13 protein-coding genes are annotated in these 18,602 nt (G+C 55.0%); 4 read left to right on the forward strand and 9 right to left on the reverse strand.

Annotated features, from left to right (window positions below; genetic code table 11):
- Positions 1–131: 131 nt before the first annotated feature.
- The 3 genes from HV237_RS18310 to HV237_RS18320 form a co-directional block, all read right to left on the reverse strand.
- A complete protein-coding gene (locus tag HV237_RS18310) occupies positions 132–2,000 on the reverse strand; it encodes an amidohydrolase (protein ID WP_047357687.1) in 1,869 nt (622 codons plus the stop codon).
- 21 nt (positions 2,001–2,021) lie between these two features.
- Positions 2,022–2,567: an antibiotic biosynthesis monooxygenase gene (locus HV237_RS18315; protein WP_047357686.1), complete on the reverse strand. Its 546-nt coding sequence runs from the start codon at positions 2,565–2,567 to the stop codon at positions 2,022–2,024.
- Between the two features lie 173 nt (positions 2,568–2,740).
- Positions 2,741–3,382 carry a hydrolase gene (locus HV237_RS18320; protein WP_047357685.1) on the reverse strand — a complete coding sequence of 214 codons (642 nt, stop codon included), beginning with the start codon at positions 3,380–3,382 and terminating at the stop codon, positions 2,741–2,743.
- Between the two features lie 273 nt (positions 3,383–3,655).
- Between HV237_RS18320 and HV237_RS18325 the strand changes: the two genes are divergently transcribed.
- Positions 3,656–4,558 carry a LysR family transcriptional regulator gene (locus tag HV237_RS18325; RefSeq protein WP_047357684.1) on the forward strand — a complete coding sequence of 301 codons (903 nt, stop codon included), beginning with the start codon at positions 3,656–3,658 and terminating at the stop codon, positions 4,556–4,558.
- Here the strand turns inward: HV237_RS18325 and malZ are convergent.
- The 5 genes from malZ to phoB all read right to left on the reverse strand — a co-directional run bounded on the left by malZ (position 4,552) and on the right by phoB (position 11,722).
- On the reverse strand, positions 4,552–6,369 hold the full coding sequence (gene malZ / locus HV237_RS18330) for a maltodextrin glucosidase (protein ID WP_047357683.1): 1,818 nt from the start codon (positions 6,367–6,369) through the stop codon (positions 4,552–4,554). The genes HV237_RS18325 and malZ overlap by 7 nt on opposite strands.
- A gap of 138 nt (positions 6,370–6,507) precedes the next feature.
- Positions 6,508–7,881, reverse strand: coding sequence for a proline-specific permease ProY (gene proY / locus HV237_RS18335; RefSeq protein WP_016152018.1), 1,374 nt, complete (start codon positions 7,879–7,881; stop codon positions 6,508–6,510).
- 80 nt (positions 7,882–7,961) lie between these two features.
- Entirely contained in the window at positions 7,962–9,281 is a 1,320-nt protein-coding gene (brnQ, locus tag HV237_RS18340; protein WP_016152017.1) for a branched-chain amino acid transporter carrier protein BrnQ, read from the reverse strand.
- Positions 9,282–9,686: 405 nt separating this feature from the next.
- Positions 9,687–10,982, reverse strand: a complete 1,296-nt coding sequence (gene phoR / locus HV237_RS18345; RefSeq protein WP_047357682.1) for a phosphate regulon sensor histidine kinase PhoR — start codon at positions 10,980–10,982, stop codon at positions 9,687–9,689.
- Positions 10,983–11,032: 50 nt separating this feature from the next.
- The gene (gene phoB / locus HV237_RS18350) at positions 11,033–11,722 is read right to left on the reverse strand and encodes a phosphate response regulator transcription factor PhoB (RefSeq protein WP_003021496.1); all 690 of its coding nucleotides are present in this window, start codon (positions 11,720–11,722) and stop codon (positions 11,033–11,035) included.
- Positions 11,723–11,912: 190 nt separating this feature from the next.
- Between phoB and sbcD the strand changes: the two genes are divergently transcribed.
- The 3 genes from sbcD (at position 11,913) to araJ (ending at position 17,618) form a co-directional block, all read left to right on the forward strand.
- Positions 11,913–13,115: an exonuclease subunit SbcD gene (gene sbcD / locus HV237_RS18355; protein WP_047357681.1), complete on the forward strand. Its 1,203-nt coding sequence runs from the start codon at positions 11,913–11,915 to the stop codon at positions 13,113–13,115.
- Positions 13,112–16,258 (forward strand): exonuclease subunit SbcC, encoded by a 3,147-nt coding sequence (gene sbcC / locus HV237_RS18360; RefSeq protein WP_047357680.1) that lies wholly within the window; start codon positions 13,112–13,114, stop codon positions 16,256–16,258. Before sbcD ends, sbcC begins: the two co-directional genes overlap by 4 nt.
- Before the next feature lie 187 nt (positions 16,259–16,445).
- Positions 16,446–17,618: an MFS transporter AraJ gene (araJ, locus tag HV237_RS18365; RefSeq protein ID WP_047357679.1), complete on the forward strand. Its 1,173-nt coding sequence runs from the start codon at positions 16,446–16,448 to the stop codon at positions 17,616–17,618.
- 27 nt (positions 17,619–17,645) lie between these two features.
- Here araJ and mak read toward each other — a convergent pair whose 3' ends face one another.
- Positions 17,646–18,554 (reverse strand): fructokinase, encoded by a 909-nt coding sequence (mak, locus tag HV237_RS18370; protein ID WP_047357678.1) that lies wholly within the window; start codon positions 18,552–18,554, stop codon positions 17,646–17,648.
- Positions 18,555–18,602 lie beyond the last annotated feature (48 nt).

An 18,602-nucleotide genomic window follows, 5' to 3' on the forward strand; every position in this document is an offset into this window, starting at 1 on the left:
CACCTTCACTGTATAAAGACAGACCAGAATGACACAAATTGTTGCAGTTGCGCCATATCGGTTAACACGATGAACCGCTTTTCAGAATAGACAATCAGCCCCTGGGTTTGGCCAGGGGCTGTGATCAGGGATTAAAACGCGAAGCAGGAGCAGCCAAGCGCGCCCCAGAAAGCCCGGTCATCTGACACCGGAATTGCCGATTTACGCGCTATATCATGCTGATGACCGTGTACGCCGCAGCTGCCGCAGCACTGGTGCATCTGCACCATTGCGCCAATTTTCGCCGCAGCAGGCGGCGCTGAGCGATAGTGCCCCGGCACTTTTACCACCGGCGACCAGTCAGGTACAACTGGGATGGCTGGCGGCGCCAGCGGAGTGAAATGCCCGGCCGCATACACCACTTTGCCATCGACAATGGTCATCACCGACTCTATGCCTTTGATCTCCTCTTCCGGCACACTGAAGTAATCTTTAGACAGCACCACCAGGTCGGCCAGTTGGTCTTTCTCGATGCGCCCTTTCTTACCCTGTTCGCTGGAGAACCAGGCGCTACCGGCCGTCCACAGTTCCAGCGCCACATCGCGCGGCAGGCGATTGTTATCATCGTACATCGCCATCCCTCCCACAGTACGGCCCGAAACCAGCCAGTAGAGCGCTGTCCACGGGTTGTAGCTGGCCACGCGGGTGGCATCAGTCCCCAGCCCTACCGGAACTTCAGCCGCCAGCATTTTCGCCACCGGCGGGGTATGTTTGACCGCATCTTTGCCGTAGCGATCGACAAAATATTCGCCCTGGAACGCCATACGGTGCTGAACAGCGATCCCGCCCCCCAGCGCTTTTACGCGCTCGATATTCCGTTCGGTAATCGTTTCAGCGTGATCGAAGAACCAGTGCAGGCCATTGAACGGGATATCGCGATTCACCTTCTCGAATACGTCGAGCATTCGGCTGATGGATTCATCGTAGGTGGCGTGCAGGCGGAACGGCCAGCGGTGCTCCACGAGGTGACGCACCACGCGCTCCAGCTCATCTTCCATACCTTCCGGCAGATCCGGGCGTGGCTGGAGGAAGTCTTCAAAATCCGCGGCCGAGAAGACCAGCATTTCCCCTGCCCCATTGGCACGGTAGAAGTCGGTCCCCTGCCCTGGTTTGAGCATATCGGTCCAGCGTTCAAAGTCTTCCAGTTCCTGCTGCGGACGCTGGGTAAACAAGTTGTAGGCGATGCGCACCGTCATCTGTTTGTTGGCGTGTAGCTGCTCAATTATCTCGTAATCTTCCGGGTAGTTCTGAAAACCACCGCCTGCATCGATGGCGCTGGTCAGCCCGAGACGGTTCAGCTCGCGCATAAACTGCCGGGTCGAGTTGACCTGCATTTCCAGCGGCAGTTTTGGTCCTTTTGCCAGCGTCGAATAAAGGATCATGGCGTTGGGTTTGGCGATCAGCATCCCGGTTGGGTTACCGTTGCTATCACGCACAATCTCACCACCCGCCGGGTCCGGCGTCGCTTTGGTGTAGCCGACTGCTTTCAATGCGGCACGGTTCAGCAAAGCTCTGTCGTAGAGGTGCAGAACAAAAACTGGGGTATCCGGGGCAGCTTCATTCAGTTCTTCGAGGGTTGGCATGCGACGTTCGGCAAACTGGAATTCGCTCCAGCCGCCCACCACGCGCACCCATTGCGGCGATGGCGTTCTGTCAGCCTGCTCTTTGAGCATGCGCAGCGCGTCCGCCAGCGACGGAACGCCTTCCCAACGCAATTCCAGGTTGTAATTCAGACCGCCGCGAATGAGGTGCAGGTGCGAATCGTTCAGGCCCGGGATCACCGTATGCCCTTGCAGATCGACAACCTGCGTCCCGTCGGTGGCAAAACTCATGATGCGATCGTGGCTACCGGTCGCCAGGATCTTACCATTGGCGATCGCCACCGCCTCGACCTGCGGGTTTTGTCTTTCGAGAGTATGAATTTTTCCGTGAGTCAGAATCAGTGTGGCAGTTTGAGACATAACAATCTCCTGAGAAACCGGTCAGGCTTTTTTCAGCCATCCGGCAAACAGACCGGTTACGATGGGCATCCAGAACCAGACCACCAGCGCAACCACACAGGCATCATTGATCAGATGCAGGAGTAACGAGCCCTTCATGGCAGGCAGCACAATGCCGGTCAACCACGGCACCAAATTGGTGCTGGGAAAAATCACCAGCAGAGTTATCAGAAACTGTTTCCAGCGCCTGGGCTGACGTACATGGGGCGCGGGCGGCGTAAACCAGAACGCTGCTTCGGTGCGGATTTCGGTTTTATCCCCCTCCGCCAGCAGCGGGGCAATCTCTTCGACCAGCACGCGGCGCGTATCGGACTGGGTCCAGTTATACAGATGCTCCAGCGTGTCGAAGCGGATAATGATGTTCCACAAGTTGTTGCCATCTGCAGGACGAATCACATTCGCCCCCAGATGACCGGGAAACTCGGCCGCCACCGGCATGATTTTCCCCAGCCACTGCTCATACCGCTGCGCTTGTTCAGGCAGCAGGGTGTGGGAAATCACCAACGTCACATGTTTGTTCTGCGCCATAAAGGGTTCCTTGTTGAGAGGAAACAGGCCCGCTTAGGCCACGGAAGCAATACACAAAATCATTCATGGCGCATCGAAGCGGCAAGATTGTGTATCCCCGGAAGCTGACAAAGTGAGTGACCGGGGTACGCAAACGAAGCCTACAAAGAGGCAACATGAAGGATGAGGTGTATTTAGGCTTTACGTTCCGGCGCGCCATGCACCATGGTGTAGGCGTAATCCACGCCCATACCGTAGGCGCCGCTGTGCTCACGTACCAGATCCATGACGGCGTCGTAGGTTTCTTTGCGGGACCAGTCGCGCTGGTACTCGAGAAGAACCTGTTGCCAGGTCATAGGTACGGCACCCGCCTGTACCATGCGGTCGATAGAACGCTCATGGGCATCCACGGACGTGCCGCCGGAAGTGTCAGTTACCACATAAACTTCGTAACCCGCTTCCAGCGCCATCAGCGCCGGGAAAGTCAGGCATACTTCGGTCCACAGCGCGGAGATAATCAATTTTTTACGCCCGGTCGCTTCCACGGCTTTCACAAACGCCGCATCTTCCCAGGAGTTCATCGAGGTGCGTTCAATTGGTTTCACATCAGGATGAACCGCTAACAATTCCGGCCAGATATAGCCGCTAAAACTTTTCGTTTCCACAGAAGTATAAATCACCGGAACATTAAATATTTTCCCGGCCTTCGCTAATGCCACGGTATTATTTTTCAAAGTCTGGCGGTCAATATTCGCCACACCAAATGACATTTGCGGCTGATGATCAATAAAAATAAGCGTTGAGTTTTGAGGGTCAATCAGTTCCCGAATAGACATAGCACACCTTCTTAATCAATAAGTTAAAAGGCAACGGTCTGTATCTGCCGTCAGCAGCAGGATCCTGAATCAGAAAGCTTGTTGAGTATAGCGGGAAATTTCTAACGAGTTATTAAAGAAAACTTACCATCCAGTGAAACTATTAATTTTGTGTTGCGATATATCCTAAACAACATCAAAAAAATGCGCATGACTCATCTAATTTATTCACTGGCATTGTTTTTCTCCATTCGGTACAACAGAGGGGTTTAATTTTCAGGATATTTTCTGCTTATGCGCATCAATCTGGATGTTTTGCTAATTCTCGACGCACTCGATAAACAGGGTTCATTTGCCGCGGCGGCCGAATCGCTGTTTAAAACCCCTGCAGCACTCAGCTATATGATTCAAAAGCTGGAAAGTGATTTGAATATCGAGTTGCTTGACCGTTCCGGTCACCGAGCAAAATTTACCGACACCGGTCAGATGATGCTGGAAAAGGGACGTTTGCTGCTGAGTGCGGCAAAAGATCTCGAAAAGCAGGCGGTGCAGCTGAGTTCAGGCTGGGAAAAAGAGCTGGCGATTGCGCTGGACGACTCCTTCCCTTTCGCCTCGCTGTTGCCCATTATCGATGAATTTCACGCGCTGAATAAGCAAACCCGCCTTAACTTCACCCACCATACGCTGGCGGGCTCCTGGGAGGAACTGACGCATAATGGAGCAGATATTATTTTGGGGGCGATTAATGAACCGCCTACGTCAGCGGCCTGGTCCTACAAAATGCTTGGCACGCTGGACAATGTGTTTGTCGTTGCGCCTGAGCATCCGCTGGCCGCAGCACCGGATGGCCTGACTAACGAACAGCTGTGCCTGCACCGGGCGATTGTCATTAGCGACAGCGCCCGCTTTTGTCATCCGTTACAAACCAATCTGATGGAGGAGCAGGCGCAGATTCGCGTTGATGATTTCCACAGTAAGGTGATGCTACTGCGGGCCGGCTTGGGCTGCGGATTTCTCCCCCGCCATATTGCTAACCCGTGGCTTGCCACGGGCGAGCTGGTGGAAAAAACGGTCATCTCATTTCGCCAAAAAGACGTGGCCTATATGGCCTGGCGCAATAACCGCGATGGACTGGCGCAGCGCTGGTGGCGGGAAACGCTGCTGGCAAGCCCGGATGTTACGCACTTATATCAATGACCCATCCACACCGAGGCGGAAATCGCCGGCAGCGTCAGGATATCCTCGGCAAGCACGCCTTTGCCCTCCTGGTGCTGCCATTGGCTGACGCTCAGTAATGGCGAGGCTGGCAGGACCACTTCACAGGCGTGGCCACGGTTAATCGCCACCAATACGCGCTGGCGGTTTAGCACGCGTACAAACACCACCACGTTATCCTCGGCGTAAATCACCTGACAACCACCATGGCGCAGCGCCTGGCTCTGGTGGCGTAATGTTGCCAGCCGCTGATACAACGCCAGCAGGTTAGCGTCCTGTTTTTCAGGCTGCCACGGGAATGGTTTGCGACAAAACGGATCGTTGTTCCCATCCAATCCCACTTCGTCACCGTAGTAAATACAGGGCACGCCAGGCCAGGTAAACAGCCACACCACCGCCAACGGTAAACGTGCGACGTCTTTACCGAGCAGAGATTTAAAACGGGCGGTATCGTGGCTGTCGAGCTGGTTGAACATCCGCAACTGCTGCTGATGCGACAAACCCGCGCGATAGTTATCCATCCACGCCATACAGGTCTGGGCGTCAATGAATTGCGGATCGTATGAGATATCGGTATTGGCGAGAAATCCCCATACAGGGAAGGTAAAACCGCGATAGTTCATGGCGGCATCTTCCGCGTCGGCCTGCAACCATTGGCGCGCGTCGCCAAAATGCTCGCCCACCACATACGCCTCTGACTGGGTCTCTTTCGCCGCCTGCGTAATTCCGGCCACGTGCTGCAGGTTGTTGTGCGCACCACCGGCCTCTCCCAGCATATGCACCACGTCAAGACGCCAGCCGTCCATACTCCACGGCGCTTTCAGCCAGTGGCGAACGATACTGTCTTCGCCGCGATAAATTTCATTCACCAGGCTTTCAGAGGAAAAGTCCAGCTTGGGCAGGCTGGAATACCCCAGCCAGTCGAGCGCGACGCCGTCGGCTGAGAAATGATACCAGTCGCGCCAGGGGGATTGCGGATTATGGCACGCGCCATCCGTTCCCCGATTATGTCGGTCAAACCAGGCGTGTGAATCGCCGCTATGGTTAAAAACACCGTCGAGAATCAGGCGCATCCCCTGCTGTTGGGTGGTGTGACGCAGACGCAGCAGCGCCCTGTCGCCGCCAAACTGCGGATCAACATGACGGTAATCTTCGGTATCGTATTTATGCACGCTCGGCGCGGTAAATACCGGATTCAGGTACAGCGCCGTGACGCCTAACGTTTTCAGATACGGCAGCTTTTCGCTGATGCCGTCCAAATCGCCGCCATAAAACGTGGAGCCACCGGCCTGGGCCGTAAGCGGTTCATCCCACTCGCGCCGCACAATATCGTGTCCGGCAGCGTGGTGATAATAGACGTTATCCTGAGTCGCTTCACGCGACTGGCTGCGGGCAAAACGGTCCGGGAAAATTTGGTAAAAAATCTGATCGGCGACCCACTGCGGACCGTTATCCGGCACATCAACAGCAAACTGCTCCAGACGCGCAGGGGGAAAAAGGCTGAATCCCTGCGGGGTAAACCACAGCTGACGATCGAGCCAAAGTAATTTAAAACTATAGCGTCGACGAGGCTGTCCGCTGGAGAGATCGATCGCCGCTCTCCACGCGGTCACGCCCGGCTGCGGCTGGCTGCGTTGCTTGTGCATACCCAGCGAAATCTCTTCGTTATCGTTTTCTGCGCGTAGCGTCACCCGCTGGGGTGGATTTTCCCCCGCCAGCCATAATGTAATCGTCAGTTGATCTTTGTTTTGCTTAACAAATGGGGCAACCGGAAGGTGCCAGGCGTTCAACATCACGTATCCCCTTTGATGATAATGACGTCACCTTGCCATAGCGAAGTGCAGGATCACTCATCATCTTAACGTTTATTGGGGGAGGAGTGCGGGGGAGGAGAAAATTGCCGGGTAACATTAAGCTACCCGGCAAAAATATTACTGCGCTTCAGCCAGTTGGCGCTCGCGACGGCGCTTGAAAACCCAGCCGGCAAGCAGCAGGATAATCCACGCAAAGCCGACGTATAGCGAAATGCGGGTATCCGGATGATAGCCGATAAGCGCGATGATAAAGACCAGGAAAATCAGGCCAATAACGGTCGTCACAACCCCACCCGGCACTTTAAACTTCAGCGCCTTAACCTCTTCCGGCGGCAGACGACGACGGAAGGCAATTTGTGACAGCAGGATCATAATCCACACCCATACCGTTGCGAAGGTCGCCAGAGAGGCGATCACCAGGAAGACGTTTTCCGGCATGATGTAGTTAAGATACACCGCAAACAGCAGCGCGATGGTCATCACCATCACCGTCACCCATGGCACGCCACGACGCGACGTCTTGGCGAACATTTTCGGCGCGCTGCCCTGCTCCGCCATACCGTGCAGCATACGCCCCACGCCAAAGACGTCAGAGTTGATGGCCGACAGCGACGCGGTCAGGACTACGAAGTTGAGGATCCCGGCGGCAAAGGTAATCCCCATATGCTGGAACGTCAGAACGAACGGGCTACCGTCAGTGCCGACCTGGTTCCACGGGTAAATAGACATGATGACGAACAGCGTCCCCACGTAAAACACGAGGATACGCATCGGTACGGAATTGATGGCGCGCGGAATAGATTTTTCCGGGTCTTTGGCTTCGCCAGCGGTAATCCCGATAATCTCAATCCCGCCGTAGGCGAACATCACCATTTGTAGCGACATCACCATGCCGAGCCAGCCGTTGCTGAAGAAACCGCCGTTGCTCCACAGATTATGGATACCGGTAGGCTGTCCGCCGTTACCAATCCCCCAAATGATGATGCCAAAACCGGCGACAATCATGATGATAATGGTGGCGACTTTAAAGAACGAGAACCAAAATTCCAGCTCGCCAAACACCTTCACGCTCATCAGATTGATGGCGCAGATAATCAATACCACGCTGAGTACCCAAATCCAGTGCGGTACGGCCGGGAACCAGACGCCCATGTAAATACCAAAGGCAGTCACATCGGCAATGGCGACAATCAGGATTTCAAAACAGTAGGTCCAGCCGGTTATGTAGCCTGCCAGCGGTCCGAGGTTTTCCTGCGCATAGCGCGAGAAGGAGCTGGCTGCAGGGTTATGAACGGACATTTCGCCCAGCGCGCGCATAATGATATACGCCGCTACGCCGCCGATAATATAGGCCAGCAACACGCTTGGCCCCGCCATTTTGATGGCATCGGCCGAGCCGTAGAACAGCCCGGTACCAATTGCTGAACCTAATGCCATAAAGCGAATGTGCCGGGTGCTCAGCCCACGCTTTAGCTTGTTATTACTTTCCATCGATTCCTAACCTGTTAACACAATAAAAAACCACGGGGCCATGTTAATAGCCCCGTGGTTAAAACTTATTGTCAGTGATATTAGTGTGCGCTGGAGGTCACTTGTCGACCCGCTGCACGATCCCAGATAACTGCCAGGACCACCATCACGACTGTTGGCATCAACCACGCCAGCCCCTGCTCCGCCAGCGGTAAACGCTGGGTCCAGGCCGGTAACACGTCGCCAATTGCAGAAGCTTTAATGCCATCAAGGATACCAAAAATCAGGCTGATAAACATCGCAGGTGCAATGACGCGGGAAGAATTATGCCACCATGAGCGGGTAAAACTTAATACAACCAGTGCGATACATGGCGGATAGATAGCCGTCAGCACCGGAATAGAGATCTGAATCAGATGGCTCAGACCCAGGTTAGAGACCACCATCGAGAAGCCGCCGAGGATAAATACCAGCGTACGATAAGACAGTGGAACGTACTGGGCAAAGAACTCTGCGCACGCGCAGGTCAGGCCAACCGCGGTGACCAGACAGGCGATGAAAATCAACGCCGCCAGCAGGAAGCTCCCTGCGCCACCAAAGGTGTGCTGAACATACGCATGCAGAATTGCCGCGCCGTTAGCAGACTGATCGACCAGAATTGCACTATCTGAACCCAGACGGAACAACGCGAGATACAGCAGCGTTAAGCCCACACCCGCCATCAAACCCGCCCAAACGGTATAACGGGTCAGCAGACGCGCTTCAGTAACGCCACGCGAGCGAGCGGCGTTGACGATAACAATACCAAATACCATCGCGCCCAGCGTATCCATGGTCAGATACCCGTTCACGAAGCCATTAGAAAACGCCGCAGTTTGATAGGCTTCCATCGCATTGCTGATTGGGCCTGCTGGCCAGACGATTGCAGCGACAGACAGGACCACCAGCGCCAGGATTTTCAGCGGAGCCAGGAAATTACCAACTGTATCCAGCAGTTTGCCCGGATACAGCGAAACCAGAATCACAATCGCGAAATAGACCACGCTGTAGATAAGCAGTGGCAGCGCGGAGTCACCGGTCAGCGGTGCAATCCCGACTTCGAAAGAGACTGTCGCGGTACGCGGCGTAGCAAATAACGGTCCAACAGCCAGGTAGCACACGGTCGCCAGCAGCAAACCAGCGACTTTACCGATAGGCGTGCTCAGTCGGTCCACACCACCACCGACTTTCGCCAGCGCGACAACGGTAAGTACCGGCAGGCCAACGGCGGTAATCAAAAAGCCAAAAGCCGCAGTCCAGACGTGTTCACCTGCCTGCAAACCAACCATTGGGGGGAAGATGATGTTACCTGCACCAACGAACAGTGCAAATGTCATAAATCCCAAAGCGATAATATCGCGCGATTTTAACTGATGGGTCATAAAGTCTTACTGCCTGTGGATGTGGTGTTGAAAATAATAAATTTTTGCCTTTCCCTGGGGGACAATACAGCGGCATTTTTGCTCAATTCCAGCGGGAAACACTCCCAGACTGGCGCGGCGAAGAATAGTTTTTCGATTTACCGCGTAAATGCAGTCGGTATGACAGCACATGGAGCGCAATTTAAACGCTTATAACGTTTTAAAGCAAGGTGGGATCCCAAAACCAGAACAATATAGCGATATGAAAAATGGGGTTAGCACAAAACACCATTTCATGGAAAAAGGTATGGGTAATAGTTCGAACAAAAAACAACCAAACGTCGTAAAATTCAGGATGGTTATATTGACCGCATAGAAAAAGCCAGCTTGCGCTGGCTTTTGGAAAGATTATCTTACGAATGCGCCTTAACCGTTAATTTTGGCAATTAAACGTTCCGGGATCACGAAACTAAATCGCGTCCCAACGCCTGGTTCGCTTTCGATATTCAAGCGACTGTCGTGATGATGCAGCGCATGCTTAACGATGGCCAGACCAAGTCCGCTACCGCCCGTTTGCCGCGATCGCGCCTTATCCACACGATAAAAACGTTCGGTTAAGCGTGGAATATGCTCGGCGGCAATGCCTGGACCGTTGTCTTCCACGCAAAACTCCGCCCCCGACGCCACATGCTGCCAGCGTACGGTAATGTGCGTTCCCGCTGGCGTATGGTTCACCGCGTTGTAGACGAGATTCGAGATAGCGCTACGCAGCTGCTCCTCGTTACCCCGCACATTCAGGCTGTTATCAACATCAAAGGTAAACGTATGTTTTTGCTGGCTCAGCGTTTGCGCTTCGTGTTCAAGCACGCGCAGCATCATGGGCACATCGACCTTCTCATTCAGCAGTAGCGTCGGCGCAGCCTCAATTTTTGACAGCGTCAGCAGCTGTTTCACCAGCCCTTCCATGCGATACGTTTGTTCGCGCATGGTATGCAGCGCTTTTTCACGCGTCGTCCCTTCCAGCGGATGCTCCTGCATCATTTCCAGGTACCCCTGTAACACCGTCAGCGGCGTACGCAGTTCATGGCTGGCGTTGGCGAAAAAGTTACGTCGTGAACCTTCCAGTTGATGCATCTGGGTAACGTCGCGCGCCACCATCAGCAGTTGCTTATCGGTATAGGGCATCACGCGAATTTCCAGATGCCGTCCGGTATTGAGTACCAGATTGATCGGTCGGCTAAAATCGCGCGTTTTCAGATATTGTGTAAATTCCGGGTAGCGCAACAGGTTAAGAATATTTTGCCCGCTATCGTCCGGCCAGCGCAGTCCCAGAACCTGCTGGGCCAGTCCGTTACACCAGAAGATACCGCCTTCTTCAGTGGTCAGCACCACCGCGTCGGGTAGCGATTCCGCCCCGCTGCGAAAACGTTTAATCAGATTACCCAGTTCACGACGGCGCTTTTTGTTGCGCAGTTGCATTTGATGCAGCCCGTACAACAACGGCTCCCAACTGCCTCGCCCCGGCGGCGGCGTCATGCTTCTGTCGACCCATAGCCACCAGGACAAACGTAATAAATTCCAGAAATGCCAGATAAGCAGGCCCGTTACCGACGCCAGTAAAAACCAGGGCAGGTAACCGAAAAAAGCGCTAAGGATAAATGCCGGTATGCAGCACAGGATCAGCTCCAGTACCAACCTTTTCCATGACAATCGTTCTAGCAAACGTCTTACTCCCTATACGGCCTATTCCTTCAGGCCTTGATTCTTGTCAGTCAGAAGCGGGTTGAAAAACGATATCCCGTCCCGCGAACCGTCTGCACCATACGATCGTGTCCGCTGTGCTCCAGCGCCTTACGTAAGCGGCGGATGTGCACATCCACTGTCCGGTCTTCCACGTACACATTGGTTCCCCAGACATGATTAAGGAGTTGCTCGCGACTGTAGACACGCTCGGGATGAGTCATAAAGAAGTGCAACAGTTTGAATTCGGTCGGCCCCATATCCAGCGGATCCTCGCCGGTCATCACGCGATGCGAGGTGGGATCAAGGCTTAGCCCCTGCATCTCTATAACCTCTTCCACCGCCATCGGTGAAATACGACGCAGAACTGCTTTAATACGCGCCACCAGCTCCTTGGGAGAAAAGGGCTTGGTAATATAATCATCCGCGCCGGTTTCCAGCCCCCGGACGCGATCTTCCTCTTCCCCCCTCGCCGTCAGCATCATCACCGGGATATCCCGCGTCATCGCTTCGCGCTTAAGATGTTTAATAAACTGTAGACCCGAGCCGCCTGGAAGCATCCAGTCAAGCAGGACGAGATCCGGCCAGGGTTCATTGAGTTGGTTCACAGCACTGTCATAGTCTTCGGCTTCAACGGGTTGAAATCCGTTTTGCTCGAGCACGAAGCAGACCATTTCACGAATTGGAGCTTCATCTTCTACGACCAGAATACGTCTCGCCATGATTTGCCCTGTTTGTAATTAAATCGTTTGCCATCAATACAGTGCCATTATGCGTCAGTTTTATGACAGATTTATGAAAAGATAGTCCAGGTTTAACGCAGCCCGGCGAATTATGACAGCCCGGAGACAAGATATTCCCACTCGTGAAGGGTTATAATCCCCGCCATTGTTTTATCGTCATGGAACTCTTATGCGCATCCTTCACACGTCTGACTGGCATCTGGGCCAAAACTTCTACAGCAAGAGCCGCGCCGCCGAGCATCAGGCCTTTCTCGACTGGCTGCTGGAAACGGCACAATCCCAGCAGGTGGATGCCATTATTGTGGCAGGCGATATTTTCGATACCGGCTCACCGCCTAGCTATGCCCGTGAGCTGTATAACCGTTTTGTCGTCAAACTGCAGCAAACCGGCTGTCATCTGGTGGTGCTGGCAGGCAACCACGACTCCGTCGCCACGCTCAATGAATCCCGCGATATTCTGGCGTTTCTCAACACCACGGTGGTTGCCAGCGCTGGTCATGGGCCGCAGATACTGCCGCTACGCGACGGTACGCCGGGGGCGATCCTGTGTCCGGTGCCTTTTTTACGTCCGCGCGACATCATCACCAGCCAGGCCGGGCTGACAGGACAAGAAAAACAGCAGCATTTACTGGGCGCAATCACCGACTATTATCAGCAGCAGTATCAGGATGCCTGCACGCTGCGCGGCGACCACAATCTTCCCATCATTGCGACCGGGCATTTGACCACCGTCGGAGCCAGTAAAAGCGACGCCGTACGTGACATTTATATCGGTACGCTGGACGCCTTCCCGGCGCAAAACTTCCCACCGGCAGACTACATCGCGCTGGGACATATTCACCGGGCGCAGGTTATCGGCGGCACGGAACATATTCGCTACTGCGGCTCGCCGATTGCCCTCAGTTTTGACGAGTGTGGCAAAAGCAAATGTGTACATCTGGTGAGCTTTGACGCGGGGAAACTCAGCGCCGTTGAAAATCTCACCGTGCCGGTTACGCAGCAGCTTGCGGTACTGAAAGGCGATTTAGCCGCCATTACTACCCAGCTTGAGCAGTGGCGCGGCGTGCAGCAAGAGCCACCGGTGTGGCTGGATATTGAAATCACCACCGACGACTACCTGCATGATATGCAACGTAAGATCCAGGCCTTAACCGAAGATTTACCGGTAGAGGTGCTACTGGTGCGCCGCAGTCGTGAACAGCGCGAACGCATTATGGCCAATGAACGACGTGAAACGTTAAGCGAGCTGAGCGTGGCAGAGGTTTTTGACCGCCGCCTGGCGCTGGAAGAACTCGAAGAACCGCAGCGTGAGCGGCTTAACCAGCTGTTTAGCGCAACCTTACAAACGCTTGCCGGGGAGGCTGAAGCATGAAAATTCTCAGCCTGCGCCTGAAAAACCTCAACTCCCTGAAGGGAGAATGGAAAGTCGATTTTACGGCAGAACCGTTTGCCAGCAACGGGTTGTTCGCCATCACCGGACCAACGGGTGCGGGGAAAACGACCCTGCTGGACGCAATTTGCCTTGCGCTGTACCACGAAACGCCGCGCCTGAATACCGTGTCACAGTCGCAAAACGACCTGATGACCCGCGACACCGCGGAGTGTCTGGCCGAGGTCGAGTTTGAGGTGCGGGGCGAAGCCTACCGCGCATTCTGGAGCCAGAACCGGGCACGCAATCAGCCGGAGGGCAATCTGCAGGTCCCTCGCGTAGAGCTGGCCCGCTGCTCCGACGGTAAAATCCTCGCCGATAAGGTCAAAGATAAGCTGGAGATGACCGCCGAGCTTACCGGGCTGGATTACGGACGTTTTACCCGTTCGATGCTGCTGTCTCAGGGGCAGTTTGCCGCATTTCTCAATGCCAAACCGAAAGAACGCGCCGAGCTGCTGGAAGAGCTGACCGGCACTGAGATCTACGGCCAAATCTCCGCCATGGTATTTGAAAAGCACAAATCAGCGCGTACGGAACTGGAAAAACTGCAGGCCCAGGCCAGCGGTGTTGCGCTGTTAACGCCAGAACAGCTGCAATCCCTGACAGAAAGTTTGCAGGTACTTACTGACGAAGAAAAACAATACCTTACCAGCCAACAAGCCCAGCAGCAGCACCTCAACTGGCTCATGCGGCAAAATGAGCTACAGGCGGAGATAAACCGCCACCAGCAGGCATTACAGGCTGCACTTCAGGCGCAGGAAGAGGCGCAGCCGCAACTGGCGGCGCTGAGTCTGGCACTCCCAGCCAGAGCGTTACGCCCACACTGGGAGCGAATCCAGGAACAAACGGCTACGATTGACCGTACGCGACAGAAGATTCAGGAAGTGAATGCTCGCTTACAAAGCAGCTTAGCGCTGCGCGGACGTATTCGTCAGCAGGCACAAACGCAGTCAGCCGCTATGCTCGCCGGACAGCAAACGTTAACCGACTGGCTGAAAGAACATGACCGCTTCCGCTTGTGGAGTAGCGAACTGGCAGGATGGAAAGCGCTGCTGGCCCAACAGTCCGACGCTAGCGCCCAACTGCGCCAGTGGCAGCAGTTGCGGGAGAACGACACGCGCAAGCTTGATGCGCTGGCGCTTCCCACGCTGACCCTTTCGGCACAACAGGTAACGGAAGCGCTGGCGCAACATGTGCAGCTTCGTCCGTTACGCCAGCGGCTGAGTAATCTGCACGGGCAAATCGCCCCGAAGCAAAAGCAACTGGCGCAGCTACGCGCCACGCTTGTGCAGCGTCAGCAGGAGCTGGCCCAGCGCAATGCGGTGCTTACAGAAAAGCGTCAGCGCTATAAAGATAAAAATCAGCAGCTTGCCGATGTGAGAATCATTTGCGAGCAGGAAGCCCGGATCAAAGATCTGGAAAGCCAGCGGGCACTATTGCAATCCGGCATGCCTTGCCCACTTTGCGGCTCCACCACGCACCCGGCGATTGAGCGCTATCAAACGCTCGAACTGAGTGTGAATCAGACACGGCGTGGAGCGCTGGAAAAAGAGGTCAAAACGCTAGCCGATGAGGGGTCAACGCTACGCGGTCAACTTGAGGCGATAACCCAGCAACTTCAGCGCGATGAACGCGAAGTACAAACGCTTTCTCAGGAAGAGCAAGCACTTACTCAAGAGTGGCAGACCGTCACCGCCAGCCTCAACGTGATGCTGCAACCGCAGGATGACATCGCCCCGTGGCTTACCGCCCAGGAAGAGCACGAGCAGCAGCTTCACCAGCTGAGTCTGCGTCATACCCTGCAAGCGCAAATCACCGCACACACAGAGCAGATTACTCAGCTCCAGCAGCATATTGACCAGCGCCAGGCAACGTTAACCGCCGAGCTGGCCCGTCATGGTCTGTCCCTTCCGACCGAGGCTGAAGTCGCCTCATGGCTGAGCGAGCGGGCGAACGAAGCGCAAATGTGGCAGTTGCGCCAGAACGAACTGACTGAATTACAGGCTCGAATCGCCCAGCTTGCGCCGGTGCTGGAAACGCTGCCTGAAACCGATGCGCTTGGTGAAAACATTGAGAATCTGTCGCTGGAAAACTGGCGGCAGGTGCACGACGATTGCCTCTCTTTACAGGGGCAGTGGCAAACCTTACAGCAGCAGGAGGCGCAGGAGGTTCAGCGCGCAGCAGAAATTCAGGCGCAGTTTGATACCGCATTGCAGGCCAGCATCTTTGCCGACCGCGACGCCTTTGTTGCCGCTCTGCTGGATGAAGAGACCTTTAACCGCCTTGAACAATTGAAGCAATCACTGGAAGGCCAGCGACAGCAGGCGCAAACGCTGCTTAATCAGGCGCAGCAGGCGCTGGCGACTCATCAACAACAGCTACCAACCGGGGTGGATCTCACGCTCACCGTGCAACATCTTCACGACGCGCTGGCGCAACTCACCCAGCAGCTACGGGAGAACACCACTCGTCAGGGCGAAATTCGCCAGCAGCTCAAGCAGGATGGTGAAAACCGCCAGCAGCAGCAGGCGCTGATGCTGGAGATTGCGAAAGTCGCACAGCAGGTCGAAGACTGGGGCTATCTGAACGCGCTGATCGGCTCGAAAGAGGGAGATAAATTCCGCAAGTTTGCCCAGGGGCTGACGCTGGATAATCTGGTCTGGCTTGCCAACAACCAGTTGACCCGTCTGCACGGTCGCTATCTGTTGCAGCGCAAGGCCAGCGAAGCGCTGGAGCTGGAAGTGGTTGATACCTGGCAGGCCGATGCCGTGCGTGACACGCGTACGCTTTCCGGCGGCGAGAGCTTCCTCGTGAGTCTGGCGCTGGCGCTGGCGTTGTCCGATCTGGTCAGCCACAAAACGCGAATTGACTCCCTGTTCCTCGACGAAGGTTTCGGCACGTTGGACAGCGAAACGCTGGATACCGCCCTGGATGCGCTCGATGCGCTCAACGCCACTGGCAAAACCATTGGTGTCATCAGCCACGTTGAAGCGATGAAAGAACGCATTCCGGTGCAGATCAAGGTCAAAAAAATCAACGGACTGGGCTACAGTAAACTCGATAAAATGTTTGCAGTTGATGCCTGATAGCAGCTCAGCACCTGGAGGCCGGATATGCGCCAGCGCTATCCGGCACAGCACATAGCACGATCGTGAATACACAAAGACGGATATGAAATGGCATTCCACTTCGCTTATCTGCAAGCTATCTCTATTGGCGGCGAACGTTCGCCGCTATGGCGCATATCGTGCGTCTTTCTTGTTGGCAGGTGGTATGAAAAAAGTCATTTTCTCTTTAGCTCTGGGGACATTTGGGCTGGGCATGGCCGAGTTTGGCATCATGGGTGTACTCACCGAGCTGGCGCGGGACGTGGGAATTTCCATCCCTGCCGCTGGCCATATGATTTCGTTTTACGCTTTTGGCGTGGTGCTGGGCGCGCCTATTATTGCGCTCTTTTCCAACCGCTTTTCTCTCAAGCATATTCTGCTGTTTCTGGTCACGCTGTGCGTGATCGGCAACGCCATCTTCACCCTCTCCTCCTCATATTTAATGCTGGCGGTGGGCAGGCTGGTTTCCGGCTTTCCACACGGCGCGTTTTTTGGCGTTGGCGCGATTATCCTGTCGAAGCTGGCCCGTCCGGGAAAAGTCACCGCCGCCGTCGCGGGCATGGTTTCGGGTATGACCGTTGCTAATCTGGTTGGCATTCCCATCGGTACCTGGCTGAGTCAGGAATTTAGCTGGCGCTACACGTTTCTGCTGATAGCCGTCTTTAATATCGCCGTGATGGTCTCGATAACTTTTTGGATACCCAACATCAGCGATGAAGCAAAAGGGAAACTGCGCGAACAATTTCACTTTTTGAAAACCCCCGCCCCGTGGCTCATCTTTTCCGCCACCATGTTTGGTAACGCCGGGGTTTTCGCCTGGTTCAGCTACGTCAAACCGTACATGATGTTCATCTCCGGCTTTTCCGAAGCGCTGATGACCTTCATCATGATGCTGGTAGGATTGGGGATGGTGTTGGGAAATCTGCTGAGCGGTCGCCTTTCTGGCCGCTATACGCCGCTGCGTATTGCGGTAATAACCGACTTTGTAATTGTGCTGGCTCTGCTGCTGCTCTTTGCCTTTGGCGGGATCAAAGCCGCGTCGCTGATCTTCGCCTTTATTTGCTGCGCGGGCCTGTTTGCCCTGTCGGCGCCGCTGCAAATTTTGCTGCTGCAAAATGCTAAAGGGGGTGAGCTGCTGGGTGCGGCTGGGGGGCAAATTGCCTTTAATCTCGGCAGCGCGATTGGCGCCTGGTGCGGTGGTATGATGCTGACGCTGGGCTTTGCCTACAACTACGTGACGTTACCGGCGGCGCTGCTGTCGTTTTCTGCAATGTCGTCGCTGCTGCTCTACGGTCGCCTGAAGCGCAGCGTATCCCAGATGACTCCCGTTGCCGGATAGCCTCTGCGCTACCCGGCAACGCGAACATTACTCCTGCGGCCACAACCAGGCCGCGCCGCGCACGCCGCTGGAGTCACCGTGCAGCGCCTTGCGTAGAGGCGTTTCGCACTCGCCGCCAAAGACAAACTGTTTAATCAACGTTGGCACGTTTTGATACAGTCGATCGACATTGCTCATTCCACCGCCCAGCACGATTACATCCGGATCGAGAATATTCACCACATGTGCCAGTGATTTCGCCAGACGCAGCTCGTACCGACTCAACGCCTGTTCCGCCAGGGTATCCCGGGCATTAACAAGACTGATAATTTCACTGCCCTTGAGCGACTTACTGCTCAGACGCTGGTAGTCGGTGGCAAAACCGGTTCCGGAAATGAAGGTTTCAATGCAGCCTTGCTTGCCGCAATAGCAGGGCACTTCCTGCCGATAACGCAGTTCGTCTTCGTCCATCCACGGCAGCGGATTATGCCCCCACTCGCCCGCAGTACCGTTGCCGCCCGTGTGCGCCCGGCCGTTCAGCGCCACTCCAGCGCCACATCCTGTACCGATAATCACCGCAAACACGGTTTGCGCCCCCGCCGCTGCACCATCAACGGCTTCAGAAACCGCCAGGCAGTTGGCATCATTTGCCAGCCGCACTTCGCGATTCAGACGCGTACTCAGGTCTTTGTCAAAAGGTTGCCCGTTAAGCCAGGTCGAGTTGGCATTCTTCACCACTCCGGTGTAGGGCGAAATTGAACCGGGAATGCCCATCCCGACGGTTCCCGACTGCCCGGTGGCCTTTTCCGCCATCTCCACCAGCGCGGCGATGGTTTCTATCGTTTGCCGATAATCATCACGCGGCGTGGGCAGGCGATGGCGAAAAAGCTGTTCGCCTGCATCGCCAAGCGCGATAACTTCCGTTTTCGTACCGCCTAAATCGATACCTATACGCACTGTTTGCTCCTCTTCCCGATTAACAATGCAAGCATAGCGACAATTCGC

This window comes from Citrobacter sp. RHBSTW-00570 (assembly GCF_013739755.1).
GTDB classification, from domain to species: Bacteria; Pseudomonadota; Gammaproteobacteria; order Enterobacterales; family Enterobacteriaceae; genus Citrobacter; species Citrobacter braakii.

Bases quoted from the DNA above. Each gene is read 5' to 3' on its own strand.
- sbcD (WP_047357681.1), top strand. From the start codon at position 11,913: ATGCGCATCCTTCACACGTCTGACTGGCATCTGGGCCAAAACTTCTAC.
- brnQ (WP_016152017.1), bottom strand. From the start codon at position 9,281: ATGACCCATCAGTTAAAATCGCGCGATATTATCGCTTTGGGATTTATG.
- HV237_RS18325 (WP_047357684.1), top strand. From the start codon at position 3,656: ATGCGCATCAATCTGGATGTTTTGCTAATTCTCGACGCACTCGATAAA.
- araJ (WP_047357679.1), top strand. From the start codon at position 16,446: ATGAAAAAAGTCATTTTCTCTTTAGCTCTGGGGACATTTGGGCTGGGC.
- proY (WP_016152018.1), bottom strand. From the start codon at position 7,881: ATGGAAAGTAATAACAAGCTAAAGCGTGGGCTGAGCACCCGGCACATT.
- phoB (WP_003021496.1), bottom strand. From the start codon at position 11,722: ATGGCGAGACGTATTCTGGTCGTAGAAGATGAAGCTCCAATTCGTGAA.
- sbcC (WP_047357680.1), top strand. From the start codon at position 13,112: ATGAAAATTCTCAGCCTGCGCCTGAAAAACCTCAACTCCCTGAAGGGA.
- HV237_RS18320 (WP_047357685.1), bottom strand. From the start codon at position 3,382: ATGTCTATTCGGGAACTGATTGACCCTCAAAACTCAACGCTTATTTTT.
- malZ (WP_047357683.1), bottom strand. From the start codon at position 6,369: ATGTTGAACGCCTGGCACCTTCCGGTTGCCCCATTTGTTAAGCAAAAC.
- HV237_RS18315 (WP_047357686.1), bottom strand. From the start codon at position 2,567: ATGGCGCAGAACAAACATGTGACGTTGGTGATTTCCCACACCCTGCTG.
- HV237_RS18310 (WP_047357687.1), bottom strand. From the start codon at position 2,000: ATGTCTCAAACTGCCACACTGATTCTGACTCACGGAAAAATTCATACT.